The sequence below is a fragment of the Enterococcus sp. AZ079 genome, assembly GCF_050547255.1.
In the GTDB taxonomy this organism is placed as follows: domain Bacteria; phylum Bacillota; class Bacilli; order Lactobacillales; family Enterococcaceae; genus Enterococcus_D; species Enterococcus_D casseliflavus.
In genome coordinates this window covers 891,075-904,482 of record NZ_CP172955.1, presented here as the reverse complement: position 1 = coordinate 904,482, position 13,408 = coordinate 891,075, and the positions used below count along the sequence as shown (strand labels likewise).

Genomic DNA, 13,408 nt, shown 5'->3' with positions numbered 1-13,408 from the left:
ATCGCTTCGATCAGCGGTCAAACGGTTTTGGTTTGACGGCTGGTCGAAACGATGAGATACTCACCCGCTGGAATCTCGAAAAAATTCTCACAAATCGTGTCCGAGGTATTGACTCAAATCCATTCCCATCTTTCATAGTAGTAGTTCCAGTATAAGTTACACCAGAATCTGTATAGGAAAATGTATTTACAATCTCTGCTCCTTCTAACCTTTTGAACACCCCATTCTCAGAAAGAATGTTGGTAGCAAGTAAGTTATCAATAGGCATCCCCCACATACTCCAAACAGTTCCGTTAAACACTTTAATGATTTGAGGAGTGACGCTGCTGTCTTGCCATAAAGTTCCTTTTGTTGGATTGGCAGGTGCTGTATCAGAGATAACAATCGCATCTTTCCCTTGTTGAGCGACAAGATAGAAATAAACACTGTAGGTATTATCCGTATATTTGAACCTTGTTCTTGTCCACATATACCAGCCCGCTTTAGGTGTGGGTCTTGCCCCTGACCATCCAGACGTTGGCGGAGTTGTTCCATCTTGAGAAATAGCATAGCTGATTTCCTCTGCAGTAACCCCTTTACCAGTATCTCCTGTATCACCTTTATCGCCTTTATCCCCTGTGTTTCCCTTGTCTCCTTTGTCTCCTTTGTCACCTTTTCCACCTTGAAAAGAAATTGAATAGGCAAACTGCTTCGTAAAAGTCTTGCCATCAGCTGTGATTGTGATCGGTACAGTACCGCTCTTCGATACTAATGCAGTTGTAGCTGTTAATGTGATTACTGATCCACTCACACTGGAGGAGAGTCCTGTCGGCTTAGTTCCTACAGTAATGCTAGTAGGTGTAATTTTATTGATGCCTTTATATATGATCACTTCTGTTGTTGTTGATCCAGCCAATGCTGCAGTTGTTGATCCAGCAAAGGTGTAGGATTCGTTCGTAAGAAACACAGTATAAGCATCTGATCCAGGAGGTCCTTCTCCACCGTCTTTGATTCTAGAAATAGTGAATACATCGCTCACAGTCGCATCTGCCGCCTTGATGGTGAATGTATCAAATACAGCTTTTGTAGGATCGATCGTAACAGTGTTGCCTGCTCGAGTAACTCCTGTAGGAACAGCTGAACCAAAATTACCACCGTTTAGACTATACGTCCAATTTGATATAGCGGTATTCACTGCAGTTCCGGTCACAGAAAAACTAGAAGCTGGAGTGATCTTTCCATCTTTATCAACTGTGATCGCTTGTGTTGTTCCTGACAAAGAAATGAGTGGTGCAGGATCACCTTTGTCCCCTTTGGAACCTTTCGTCAATGACCACGTATAATCACTTGGCTTTTTACTATCTGCTTCCGTAAAGTCAACATACTGGCCAATATAATCACCGCCGTCTTCTCCACCATTTCCAGTAAAAGTAAGTCCACCATCATTCGAGTATTTGATATGCAGATATGATGTCTTTCCGTCCGGTCCGGGTTCTCCGGGAATGCCTATGCCGGGATCACCTTTCGTTTGTTGCCACTTATAAACGCTTGGACTGGTAGGTGCAACGTTCGTTTCCGTTGTAGCATAACCAGTATATTTAGCATTTGCCGGAACTGTAGTCATTCCTGATCCATCGGCATTCTGAGAATATCTTATCCATAGATAAGCACTCTTCCCATTTTGACCGGGTTGTCCGTCAAAATAATCAACATTTTTTACCGGTGTATAGCCGTCTTTTCCTTGTGGTCCCATGAATGGTGTCCATGGTTTGTAATCGTCAGGATTATCAGACCCAACTTGATTCGTATCTGAATAGAATCCTTCGTATTTTGGATAGGCATTTTCGTAATCTTCATCTGGTCTTGGGGTCCAAATAGAGTTGTAGGTTCCATATGCAAATTTAGCTCTCCATACAATAAATTCAATAGCAGCTCCTACTGACAATCTTGTAATGGAAAATTGCCTAGCTGCCCCAGTAGGGTGCGAGTAGTCTTTAGCTAAGAAAGTAACCCATTTAGCTTCACCTGCTTCAATTCTTGTTGAAGTAGTGATATTGCCACCTATATTAAAATCTACTGTACCTGTATTCTTAATATAAATAGAAATATCGTAATTCTCTTTTACCCCAGCAGTGGTCATACTTCCAGCTGGCATCGTACAGGCTAGAGTCGAAGTACCACCACTGATTGCATATTTTACAGCTGTCGCGGCATTCCATTCTGGAACTGATAAGTTGGCAGTCTTAGTTGAGGTCGCTCCAGCATAAGCAATAGCATTAGGTGATTCCGAATTTCTAAACAAATTCTCATTCGGATAAACCTTGGTAAAGGTACCGTCTGCCATCAAATATCCACGATGTGGATAGTATGTTTCACCGGGTTCCCCTTTTTTACCATCATCAATATTGGTAACCGTCACCTCAGCACCACCACGCACATTCCCCGAATCGTCTGCTACTTCAAAACGAAAGACTGCCTTTTCTTCGATATCTGCAGCATTGATCGTCACTGTCTTGGTATTTGAAAACAAAGTGCCATCTTTATACCATTTCAGTCTAAAGGTATCTGTTACATCCTTGATACCATCTCTAACACGAGCAGTTAATGTGGTACTGCCGAATCCATTCTTAAAAGTCACCCCATCACTAGTAATGATTTCATACGTAAAGACTTTATTTGCTTCTATCAATGCTTGAACACGAGCAAGTAGAGTAGTATCCACTTCTGATTGTAGAATCTGAGCATTAGTAAATTTTGTTTGGTTTCTATTCGACTCATCAAAATAAATATCTTGTTCACTTACTCGAACAGATAAATTCAGCGCCGGCTGATACTCTGTATTCAAAGCCCTGACTGTATCGCCGATTCCAAGATATTCATACGACTTTATTGTTACTGTAACTTCCACCTGTGATAGTTTTTTCAACTGTGCTAATGCTTGACCTGCTAAGGTGTTTTGGTTTTTAGTTTCATAGGACCAATTCTTTTTGATATACCCTTCGCCATTCATTTTTGCCATAAAAATATTTCTTGCTTGAACAGCATAAATTATCGCGGAAGCTTTAGGACTGTAAAAAAGTTGATTGCCATCCTTATCTCGTTCATCGATTTCAATACCCGCTATTGTTAAACCATCTGTTCCGATCGGCTTAATGGCAGTTTTTAGGTTATCAATGTTATCTTTCACATCGATTGTTTCAACATTGTTCCCCCACTCAAGAAGAACATCCTGTCGATTATTTCCTACACCTTGGTTTTTATCATCATTCGCTTTGTACACATTCAAAACAATTTGAGATAGGCCCCAGTGCTGATTCAATTGCGTCACAAACTCAATCTCTGCATCAAACCTCGTTGCTAAACTAAACAAGCGAGCAAGAAGATCATCTTCGCTGCCTTCCCATTCTAATTGCAGTTTTTTGTCCGCTACTTCATTGATCCCCATAACCAATGGATTGTCACCAGCAAACAAAAAGACCTTGAGATATTCCTCAAAGGTCATCGCTTTTGCGGCTTTATATTCAGAAGCATCTTCATTTCGCAATTCCAACGTCAGGCTGTCAGCTTGTACGGTAACATACTTCTCATTTTTGACCATATCCGTAATATCAAAATGATAGGCAGTGTTTTTATAAATAAAGGAGATCTTGTTTCCGACTTTAAAAAATGGTGATATAGCAGATTTTTGTAAGATGGAACATCGAAAGAATGCAGCAGTACCTAACAAATAGGTATGTAAATTCCCACCTTCATATTCATCAGTCACACAGAGCAATTGGTCTTTATTATCTAAGATTGCGATTAATGGACGTTCCATTCTAAACAAACCTCTTTTCATACGTCCCGGTTATTGTCGGCGGAACGGTAGTAAATGGAGAATAGGGAAATTCAATATGATTATTACCAGGTACAAGATACGGAAAATTACTACCAGTGATAAAATCTTCAAGTGTTTGGATTCCGTCTCGATAGATCATGTTCATGCCATTTTCTTTGGTGATAATCACATCCGATCCAGCTGAGAATCGATTAGGTAAATTCTCCCAATACTGTGATTTCAAATCTGCAACCAACACATCCCTAAGTCCCATATTAGGAACAGCTTGTTGCGGTGTACGATCTGCATATTGACCAGTATAGAACTGGACTCGTTTCACTTTTTTTCCTTTTAAGAAGGGAACATTGACAGAATGATAGCCGCCATTCCAGAAAAACGTGATCTTCTCGCCTTCTTTTCTCAGATCAAACATATTTCGATTATCATTTCTTGCTTGCGATCCATACGGATTTGGAGGCAACCAATAAGAAGGAGTCAGTGGGATACTTTTATAAATCTTTGTGCCAGCTCCTTCATTAATCAGAAAATACACAGTAGCACTATTTCCGTTCTTGTCTCCTTTGGAAATTGCCATGCCTGCCACAAAGAGATTATTCTCGTCAACATAGGCTAATGTCCATTGACCGGTTTGCCCCATTTTTCCTGTTTCAAACCATGCCCTTCCCCACAAGTACGCACTTTCAATCGGATTCGGAAGAATCAGTTCCTTGGCCGTTCCGTACCATTTTTTTGTACCTGATTTCTTGGCATCCGCTGGGATACCACCCATCCATCCGCCGTACGCAGTCGTTACAGGCATCTTGGCAACAATCGCCTTCTCTTGGTTCTCATAGAATGTCGTCGCATCCGTCCAATTGCTAAATACGCCGCCATCCTTTCCGATAATGATCTGCGCTTTTTCTCGAATCTCGCCATCTGCTTCATCAACATAACCAAGTTGTGTTAGAAATGTATTTTCATCATCATGCATGCCAATAGCACCTAAAAATCCAGTTTCGGCATTATTATGGATCGTAAGTGTTAGCGGGGTTTTCTCTGTTCCTTTATAATCAATATCCATCGCAAGAATTCCATTGGAATCAACTTTCGCGACTACACTATCCAGTGAATTATTATGAGCAACTCCATCAGTAATTTGGAAAGTTATAGTTCCTGTTCCATAAGTTTTTTTATCATCAAAACTTTTATCACCTTGAGGTATAGCATAATAAAAGAGATTCGGTTCATCACCAAATACTAATTTCCGAGGTACTTTAGTATTCAAAACACCCGCTAATCCTCTTCTCTTCTCTATCACATTACTTTTTATAAAAAAGGACATCTTGATTAAGGCTTCCTCATTTGTACTGGAAACAAAAGCGTTACCAGCCTCACCAAAAGATTTTGATTCAATTGTGGTTGAAGGTCCAATCCCTCTGTCTAATGAGGTAATCTCGTCTATAAAAGAAGATAAGTCAACCTCACCAAAGAACACCGGTATTTTCATAACTTACCCCCTATTTCTATAAACTTTGTTTTCCATAATTTCTATACGATCATTTTCAATTTTTACCATTGGTGCTAAGATAGTTCCAGTCTTTTGACCATCTAATAACACTGTACCCTCTATAGTGATATACATAGGTTCATTTTTCTTTTGAGCGAGTGCGCCATCAGCAATAACTCTTTTAGCGGTATAGTTTCCATCAGATATAGTTTTAGATACATCCATTTGAAGTGTTTTATTAGAAAATGCATCTATTTCATCAGCAATAAAACTACTAGAAATACCTGCAGCCATACCTTTTACTTTTGCCTGTACATCTTTAAACTTATCTTTTAAAGTCTCGTTAAATCCTCCCATTATTGCTTTACCAGCTGGTACTAATAATTTTCGGTCATAAGAAATCGGTCCTTTGTGTTCTTTGATCCAATCTGCAATTCCTCCAACGAAGTTCTTTACTCCTTCCCAAGCAGCTTTTAAACCTCCTAGAAAGCCTTCCATTATCGCAGACCCTGCACCACTGATATCTATATTTTTCAGTCCGTTGATAACATTTTTTACATTATCAATAATGCATGTTACTTTTGATCCAACGCTTGAAAATATGTTCCCCATAGCACTGAATCCACTACCAACTGTCGATAATACAGATTTAATGATATTTCCTGCAGCTGAAATGACTGATCGAATTGCGCCCCATATACTAGACATAACTCCACTTAATACACTCCCAGCACTTCCTAAGCCACTAAATACGACACGAATGCCGCTAATTGCACCTGATATCAAACTTCCTGCTATAGAGACAGCACTTTTTATATTTGACCATGCACTACTAAGAATAGAACTTAATGATCCCCCAGCACTGCCTAAATTTGTAAAGTACCCAATGACAGTTCCAACCCATTCGGCAACAGTTGTTAATGCCGGTACACAGGCTTTGAACGCTTCAACTAGCCACGTAATAACTGGCGTTAAAAATCCGATTGCACTTGTGATCATGTCGAATGTCGCAGAAACACCCATTAGAATTCCTTTGAAAACTCCTCCTAAAAATGCACCTACAACTTGTAAAACAGGCATCAGCGCACTAGCCAACACAGTGACGATAGGCTGAGCTGCATTCCACATTTTTACAAAAGAATTGACGACCATATCAATAGCAGGACTGACAATTGTCATCATTGTGCTGAAAGCATTCGTTATAGCAGGAATGATTGCAGAGATTACTGCTTGAAGCCCACTAAAATCAAGCTTAGTAAAGGCAGTAGCAATTGTGTTAATTATTGGCGTAAGTGTAGATACCACTGTTTGAAATAGCTGTGGAAGTTGACCAAAGGCTATTTTAAATACTTGAATTATTGGATCGATTGCGCTTCGAACGTTTCCTAACAACGTTGATAAACCTCCATCGATCCCAATTCCTACCTGTGACAACAATGCTTCCCCACCTTCGAGAAACCTTGGACCAGCTTCTTGAAATAGTGTAGAAAACACTACCGGCAGACCTTTCAAGATATTACCGACCATTGGAATGAAGTTGTCGAATAGAAAAGTTGAGGTGGTTTGTGCTAACGCTTGAAGAGAAGGAACTATGTCTCGTCCTAAAGAAAGATTTCCAAGTACATTAGAAAACGCTGATTTCATTGAAGTGAAAGACCCGCTGAATGTTTCTGCAGCTTCTTTAGCTGTAGTTCCTGTAATTCCTAATTCTTCTTGAACAGCATGAATCGCAGTGTACACATCACTCAAATTGTTAATATCATATTTAACGCCTGTTAATTTTGTAGCATCTGCTAAAAGTCTTTCCATTTCTGTTTTAGTTCCGCCGTAACCAAGTTTTAAGTTGTCAAGCATAGTATAGTTTTGTTTCGCAAATCCCTGATAGGCATTTTGAATATCACCCATATTTGTGCCCATTTTATTAGCATTGTCGGACATATCAACCATTGCCATGTTCGCTTTATCGGCAGCCTTTTCAGTATCTCCGCCCATAGACTGCAACAAACTTGCACTGAAACTAGTAACATTCTCCATATAATCGTTCGCCGATAATCCAGCCGTTTTATATGCTTCATTGGCGTACTGCTTTACCTTATCAGCACTGCCTTTGAAAAGAGTCTCAATCCCTCCTAATGACTGTTGCAATGCGGCACCCTCTGACAAAGAAGCAGAAATGCCTTTAGTTATAAGTTCGCCAATTTTAGCCGCTGCAATAATTCCACCAATCGCCGCAACTAGCTTACCGCCAATTAAATTTCCAGCACTTGTTCCTGCTGCATCAGCCTCACCAGACAATTGTTTTGTTATGGATCCACTAATTCCCTTGGCAGAGGGCATGATTTGTACAAAAGCTTGACCTAATTCTGTTGCCATTATTCTTCACCCCCATTCGTTGAATCTCCAATCAGTTGTTTTCTCATACGAGTAAAATCCTCACCAGAATCAAATACAACTTCCTCTCTTTCGTTCATGTTATTTCCGACTAATTTAGAAAGAATCGATTCAGGCTGGTTTTTTCCTTTTTGGCCATCTTTTGTTTTTGCCCAAACTAAAAGCCTTAAGTTATCGTTTATTCCCGCTAATAAAAGAATATTCAACGGAATATTTTGCCCACTAAGCTTTTGCTTTATTCTAGATTCATCTCTAAGTCCACATGAAAAAACAGCTACCTTAGAAGCTGGCAGCTGTTTGTAGTCATATATTTTATAGGTTTCGGCTAGATCGCATATCAATGAACTCTCATCGATATTGATCATTCCGGCGAGGATTAGGAGTTTTTTGTTTGATCTTGATTCTGAAAAATATTTCCAAGTTCTTCAACCATTTTAGCAGCAGGAACAATTCCATCTTCATCTCGAACGTGTTCTTTCAAAGCTGCCGCCTGTTCTTTTCCTAAGAGAAGATTTAAAGCTTTCGGCGCAACCACAGGATTTTCATCAATTTCACCAATAACTTCTAAGAGTTCATAATTGTCTAATCGTTTTTCTTCGATAGAATATTTGAATCCTGACTTTGTTTCCCCTTTAATCATTGTCCTGAACCTCCCGTACTAGCTGTTGGTTTCTGAATGTATTCGAAGTGAGTATTTCCTTCGTCATCAGACGGAATAGCAGTAATAGTTGTTTCATAACCAACTGCATCAGCATCAGTGTAACTAATTTCTCCGATTTCTGTTACTTTTCCGTTTGGGATAACAATTCTTTTAAGAATACCGCCTTTTAGAATCATGTCTGCAACTAAGACGTGTTCTTCAAGTTCTTTTGCGTTCGCTTTAATTTCAATTCCAGTATCAATTGTGCCTGTTACGTTTGTAGATCCATATACTTCCTTCAAGACCTCAGCATTTAACGCTTCAATCAAAGTGTAAGTAAAGGTATCTTCTTTCTCTGTTTGAGGACTTGCAACAGTATCCCCACCCCAGGCTTTAATATTTTCAGAAGAAGGTGTATTTGAGTTTGTCATACCATCTTCTGAAATATATCCCAAGCTTTTGAATGCAGCATTTAATTCAGTTGTTGCATTTTTTGGCAATGTAGTTCCCAATGGAGCCGAATAGATGGCTCCTCCCACTTTTGGTTTAGCAGTTGATACATTTTTTGCATCTGACATGTTATTACCTCCTAGTAATGAGTGATATCAAATACTGCTTGATATCTGTACTCTTTTGTTGTTGTGTCCGTGTAGTTATAATCACTATTCAGCTTAATCCTGCTGATTTCATCCAGTTTGATCAGATCTTTTAGAACTTCTTTCAACTCAGCATTTAACAATGCGGCTTCATACAATGTAGATGCATAGCTTTGAAAAGCATATGTTGAAGACGAAATAAGATTGTTTTCACCGCTACCAGTCTTTTCGAAAAGAACATAGCTTTCTGGCATTTTCCCTTGTTTTTCTAAAAAGGAAGTTACAGATAAATGACTATCGAGAAAATTCTTGATCACAATTTCAATCATTTATCGCACCGCCTTTAAGAGGGTATTATTTTTCATATTGTCTTTTTTTGCTTGGTATGTATCCGCATATACCATCGCATTTGCTCTCGTTTTACCTACATAAATATCTTGTTTGTAACCTTCGCCAGCTCTATTTCTCACACCAGTTGCTTTCTCTTCTAATACACCTTGCATCTGATTGGACTTCATTAGAGCTGCTACTCCACTCCGGTTCAACTTGAATTTCATCTTAGCCATAACGTTCCACCATCACTTTCTTATTCCAATCAAGTGGGATTAAGTCTTCGATACCCTCTGTAGGAAAGCCAAAGGTGCGCCATCGTTTACCAAAGAATTTTACTTCTTTGTCTTCCCAATCATTAGTATTTCCTTTAGGAATTGCTAACGTATATACAGCTTTTTTTCCAGTTAAAGTAAGTTGGTTGACAATATCATCAGTGGAAGTAGGAGTGACTAAGACATTTTCAACATTAATATCTGCTTCTTCGTAGATTGGATTCCCGAATGGATCAGTTCCCGTTTTGGTCAAACCCACCAATTGAATTGTTATTCCTTTCAAAAGTACCATAAGGTTCAATCACTCCCATACGTTGCCGTCTTAAACCAAGACGGCTCAATTCGCTGTTTTTAATAAATAATCCGCCTCCTGGCACAAGGTACGATCCAGAAACGGAATAACCCAATGCTCCTTCTGCATACTGGGTCATTGGCTCCTGATCAGTTGATGTCATTAGTGTTCTAGCTACAACATCAACAGTTACCGATTTGACAACATTCAAAAAGTAATCAGGCTTCATGCTTATCATGTTATCTAAATCTTTTCCCACCTTATCGGCTTCCATTCGCAAAGAATCAGAAACAATATTAAGCAATTCAGTAGCTCGCGTGATTTCTTCTGGCTTAAGGGTACGCCATAGGTTTGACAAATCATCAATAGTTGCAAAGGCTCCCATGAAATCACTTCCCTTGCATCATCAAATCGTACAATTCTTGCTTTTTAGAGCTAGGGTTATACTTGATGCCAAATGCATCTAATTCCTGCATGATTTGCTTTTTAGTAATGCCTTCTAATCCAGCCACTTGTTCATCTTTTTCATCAGCTTGTTGTTCTGGAACAACAGCTGGTGTTTCAGCTTCATCGTTAGTATTTTCAATTTCTACTTCATTCAGTGCTTTTGGTTCTTCATCAGTTTTTGGCTCATCTGTAACTAAGACCCAATCGCCACCAGAAACAACACAAGGGCTACTAAAAGTAACCCCTGTTTTTGTGTTTTTATATTTCATTATTCTCCGCCTCCTGCTGGTTTAATCACACGAGCAAAACTACTAGGATCCATAATTCCCCAACCCAAATATGTTTCAGATCGTAAATATACTTGATTGTACCCTTTCAAATCATTTCCCGAATTATCCGGATCACCATACTCAATAACTTCTAATGGAATCTCTTTTGCAAATCCCCATTGGAAGTAATTCGCAAAATCTCCAATGATTGCCACATCATTTGAGCTGGCTGAAACAGTATTATTGATATCCGCTTTCAATCCATTAATTGATCCTGGATTAGCACCCCAAGCAAGTTCAGGGAATAAGCGGATGTTGGTATCTCCACCTGTTCTCATATTTGCTAAAGCTGCTGAAAATTGAGGGTCTGCAGCAAGCCCTGTAACAATTCCTTCTGAACCTTGAATTAAAGAAACAGCTGCTTCAATATTGGTATCTGGATCAGAAGCATTAAATTCCACCGTTTGAGTTACTTTGCTGTCAAAATGATTTGTACCAATAACTGTTGAAGCTGCTCCTGTTCTTGGGTTGATACCATGGAAAGCCATCAGGTCAACACCACGTGCTAGTTTTTTAGCATAACCTTCATTGAACCCCTTAATAACTTCAATCTTCTTTTCATCAGAAGAATACATGAACTCATCTGAAACACGAGCGCCATATTCGACTTTAATAGGTACCATCTTGATTGGCGCTAAAGAAATACCACCATGTGATTTCTTGCCATTTTCTGCTACAATGTCAATTTCTGAATCCATTGAGAAAACAAATTGCGTTGTACCATCAAACGGGATCGCTTCTTGTTGAGACAAAATAGCCAATGAGCTTTTCCCTTTTACTTTGTTGATTAAATCAGTAACTAATTCTGGATCAAATAAATTTCCTCTTGATAATGTTGGCATAATATTATTCTCCTTCTTGTGTTAATCCTTGGATTAATTTTTTATATGCACCATCTTTGCCTTCTCCTAAATTATTTTCAGTATTTTTCAAAGGTGGCGGTGTTTGTTTCTTACTTACTAAACCAGCTAACCGTTCTGCATCAGCCTTGATACTTTCTTCATCTGAACCGATTAAACGATCCGCTAAATCAATAGGTAATCCATTTTGTAATGCAATTCTTGTACGCAAATTAACTGTTTCTTTCTCAGCGATTTGTTTATTAAGATCAGCTATTGTTTGCTCATGAGTCTTAGCGGCATTGTTTGTTTCTTCGATTGTGGATTTCAAAGCATCTACTTCTGTTTCTAATGCAGCATTACGTGTTTTGATCTCATCGTAATCAGCAAACTTCCCTTTTTCACGACTCAATCTCTCCTGAATAATACGGTCCAGTTCCTCTTGTGTTTCAATTGCTTTGAATGTCATAATACAAACTTCCTTTCTCCTGCTTGCCCGGCAGTTCGGTAATTTTGCGTATTAAAAAACGACTACCGCTAAATAGTCGTCTAATACCTTTTTTGTTGTTTTTTCTTGGGCTTCTTAATACTACAAGCCCAATGTGCTAGTAGTGCACTATCCATCAAACAGATATCTCTATCTTCAAATTGCGATTTATAACCAAATCCACCATTGCTACCGATATTGCGCTTCTCGGTGTTCGTAACTACTGAACTTAGAGAAGGTTGATCTTTATGGCAGATTATTTGTTGGAATATCCCTTGTTCCCATAATGAATTGGCAGTAATGATTTCTGATACTTTTGGAAGGATCGGTGCTTTGAGTTTAAACTCTTCCATTTCTTTAGTTAGAATATTTTGACCGCCGGCTCCGTCAATAACCACTGCATTTACGTTAGCTTTTTTCAAGAAATTAATGATCCATTGATTGCCGTTCCTTACAGATACACAATCAATTGTTTCAACGAATATTTTTCCCGATAAAGTTTTAACCGCAATACTCATTGCAACATTCTGGCCATCATTCCCATACTTGATACCAACATACAGCGGACCTTTCAATACAGGCAGAGCTACTACTTTCAACCTTGACCAATCACTAGCAGAAATAGCTGATTTTTGATTGTACTTAGGCCAGTACCCCAAACGCTGTACGTTGTGATCGAGTTTGTCATCGCCAAGTTCTGCTTCAATCTTTCTTTCCGTCAAATGATAACCTAATGAAGGATTGGAATGGTACCAAGCCTCGACATCATGGATATCCTTCATATCCTCAACTGACCATTCCGCCCAACCAGAATACTTCGATTTACCAAATAGCGTAGTATCACGATAACCTGTAAAAACAGTACCACTCGAAACCGGCGTTGGTGGCGTACCACACATAATCGTCATAGGATTTTGACTGTCTGTAACGGTATACTTCAAAGCTGATTCTTGCTCAGTGGTGTATTCTTGAGCTTCATCTATTACAAGTAAATCAAATCCTTCTCCAAGCCCACCACTAGATGTTCTTGTTCTGAATTGAACCACACCGCCAGTTGAGTATAACTCCAATCGTTCTTGGCCTTTGGCTTTGATTGAGTTGAAGTCTTCGCCCTCAATATATCCCGTGTCTTCAAGTAATTTTTTTACTTGTTCATATGAAGCGTGAGACGTACTGATTCTGTGAGCCGTATGCAAAATACTCAATCCTTCTTCTAAAGCATCTAACTCAATAATGTAAATAACCTCGGTTTTACCGTTTCTTCGTGGAATTGAGAAACCAAACTTTTGATGAACCCATAAATTATCTTCATCAATAGCCAAGATAGGTTCAAGCATACTAATTTGCCAATCATAACAATTGCGACCAGTTCTTTGATATCTTTCAATCGCTCTTTGAGATACAGATCTATCATATGGAATAATTACCGATTGAGTAGGATGTTGATTACCAAATTTCACTTTAGTAGTCATAAACAAT

Annotated in this window: 14 protein-coding genes; all 14 read right to left on the bottom strand. The window is 39.0% G+C overall.

Translation table 11 applies throughout. The annotated features are described in order from the left end of the window. Positions 1-10: 10 nt before the first annotated feature. Positions 11-3,796: a hypothetical protein gene (locus IGJ15_RS04450; RefSeq protein ID WP_430599311.1), complete on the bottom strand. Its 3,786-nt coding sequence runs from the start codon at positions 3,794-3,796 to the stop codon at positions 11-13. A 1-nt stretch (position 3,797) separates the two neighbouring features. Next, positions 3,798-5,303: a distal tail protein Dit gene (locus tag IGJ15_RS04445; protein WP_154694542.1), complete on the bottom strand. Its 1,506-nt coding sequence runs from the start codon at positions 5,301-5,303 to the stop codon at positions 3,798-3,800. Between the two features lie 3 nt (positions 5,304-5,306). Next, on the bottom strand, positions 5,307-7,676 hold the full coding sequence (locus IGJ15_RS04440) for a phage tail protein (protein ID WP_430599309.1): 2,370 nt from the start codon (positions 7,674-7,676) through the stop codon (positions 5,307-5,309). Next, positions 7,676-8,059, bottom strand: coding sequence for a DUF5361 domain-containing protein (locus IGJ15_RS04435; protein WP_430599307.1), 384 nt, complete (start codon positions 8,057-8,059; stop codon positions 7,676-7,678). The genes IGJ15_RS04440 and IGJ15_RS04435 overlap by 1 nt, the downstream gene beginning before the upstream one ends. Before the next feature lie 11 nt (positions 8,060-8,070). Beyond that, positions 8,071-8,334 (bottom strand): hypothetical protein, encoded by a 264-nt coding sequence (locus tag IGJ15_RS04430; RefSeq protein ID WP_154694545.1) that lies wholly within the window; start codon positions 8,332-8,334, stop codon positions 8,071-8,073. Further along, positions 8,331-8,912 (bottom strand): phage tail protein, encoded by a 582-nt coding sequence (locus IGJ15_RS04425; protein ID WP_154694546.1) that lies wholly within the window; start codon positions 8,910-8,912, stop codon positions 8,331-8,333. Before IGJ15_RS04425 ends, IGJ15_RS04430 begins: the two co-directional genes overlap by 4 nt. Before the next feature lie 11 nt (positions 8,913-8,923). Next, positions 8,924-9,259 (bottom strand): hypothetical protein, encoded by a 336-nt coding sequence (locus IGJ15_RS04420; RefSeq protein WP_154694547.1) that lies wholly within the window; start codon positions 9,257-9,259, stop codon positions 8,924-8,926. Beyond that, positions 9,260-9,496 (bottom strand): hypothetical protein, encoded by a 237-nt coding sequence (locus IGJ15_RS04415; RefSeq protein ID WP_041120510.1) that lies wholly within the window; start codon positions 9,494-9,496, stop codon positions 9,260-9,262. Then, on the bottom strand, positions 9,489-9,827 hold the full coding sequence (locus tag IGJ15_RS04410; protein ID WP_154694548.1) for a hypothetical protein: 339 nt from the start codon (positions 9,825-9,827) through the stop codon (positions 9,489-9,491). The genes IGJ15_RS04415 and IGJ15_RS04410 overlap by 8 nt, the downstream gene beginning before the upstream one ends. Next, positions 9,769-10,212: a phage Gp19/Gp15/Gp42 family protein gene (locus IGJ15_RS04405; protein WP_154694549.1), complete on the bottom strand. Its 444-nt coding sequence runs from the start codon at positions 10,210-10,212 to the stop codon at positions 9,769-9,771. The genes IGJ15_RS04410 and IGJ15_RS04405 overlap by 59 nt, the downstream gene beginning before the upstream one ends. A 4-nt stretch (positions 10,213-10,216) precedes the next feature. Beyond that, positions 10,217-10,543 carry a hypothetical protein gene (locus tag IGJ15_RS04400; protein WP_154694550.1) on the bottom strand — a complete coding sequence of 109 codons (327 nt, stop codon included), beginning with the start codon at positions 10,541-10,543 and terminating at the stop codon, positions 10,217-10,219. After that, entirely contained in the window at positions 10,543-11,445 is a 903-nt protein-coding gene (locus IGJ15_RS04395; protein ID WP_142964708.1) for a phage major capsid protein, read from the bottom strand. Before IGJ15_RS04395 ends, IGJ15_RS04400 begins: the two co-directional genes overlap by 1 nt. A 4-nt stretch (positions 11,446-11,449) precedes the next feature. Further along, complete coding sequence (locus IGJ15_RS04390; protein ID WP_142964707.1) at positions 11,450-11,911, bottom strand: capsid assembly scaffolding protein Gp46 family protein; 462 nt, start codon at positions 11,909-11,911, stop codon at positions 11,450-11,452. A gap of 80 nt (positions 11,912-11,991) precedes the next feature. Further along, the gene (locus IGJ15_RS04385; RefSeq protein ID WP_154694551.1) at positions 11,992-13,401 is read right to left on the bottom strand and encodes a DEAD/DEAH box helicase family protein; all 1,410 of its coding nucleotides are present in this window, start codon (positions 13,399-13,401) and stop codon (positions 11,992-11,994) included. Positions 13,402-13,408: the final 7 nt, after the last annotated feature.

Coding starts and splice junctions, on each gene's coding strand:
- IGJ15_RS04415 (WP_041120510.1), bottom strand. CDS start 9,496: ATGGCTAAGATGAAATTCAAGTTGAACCGGAGTGGAGTAGCAGCTCTA.
- IGJ15_RS04435 (WP_430599307.1), bottom strand. CDS start 8,059: ATGATCAATATCGATGAGAGTTCATTGATATGCGATCTAGCCGAAACC.
- IGJ15_RS04410 (WP_154694548.1), bottom strand. CDS start 9,827: ATGGTACTTTTGAAAGGAATAACAATTCAATTGGTGGGTTTGACCAAA.
- IGJ15_RS04440 (WP_430599309.1), bottom strand. CDS start 7,676: ATGGCAACAGAATTAGGTCAAGCTTTTGTACAAATCATGCCCTCTGCC.
- IGJ15_RS04425 (WP_154694546.1), bottom strand. CDS start 8,912: ATGTCAGATGCAAAAAATGTATCAACTGCTAAACCAAAAGTGGGAGGA.
- IGJ15_RS04420 (WP_154694547.1), bottom strand. CDS start 9,259: ATGATTGAAATTGTGATCAAGAATTTTCTCGATAGTCATTTATCTGTA.
- IGJ15_RS04400 (WP_154694550.1), bottom strand. CDS start 10,543: ATGAAATATAAAAACACAAAAACAGGGGTTACTTTTAGTAGCCCTTGT.
- IGJ15_RS04390 (WP_142964707.1), bottom strand. CDS start 11,911: ATGACATTCAAAGCAATTGAAACACAAGAGGAACTGGACCGTATTATT.
- IGJ15_RS04405 (WP_154694549.1), bottom strand. CDS start 10,212: ATGGGAGCCTTTGCAACTATTGATGATTTGTCAAACCTATGGCGTACC.
- IGJ15_RS04385 (WP_154694551.1), bottom strand. CDS start 13,401: ATGACTACTAAAGTGAAATTTGGTAATCAACATCCTACTCAATCGGTA.
- IGJ15_RS04430 (WP_154694545.1), bottom strand. CDS start 8,334: ATGATTAAAGGGGAAACAAAGTCAGGATTCAAATATTCTATCGAAGAA.
- IGJ15_RS04395 (WP_142964708.1), bottom strand. CDS start 11,445: ATGCCAACATTATCAAGAGGAAATTTATTTGATCCAGAATTAGTTACT.
- IGJ15_RS04445 (WP_154694542.1), bottom strand. CDS start 5,303: ATGAAAATACCGGTGTTCTTTGGTGAGGTTGACTTATCTTCTTTTATA.
- IGJ15_RS04450 (WP_430599311.1), bottom strand. CDS start 3,796: ATGGAACGTCCATTAATCGCAATCTTAGATAATAAAGACCAATTGCTC.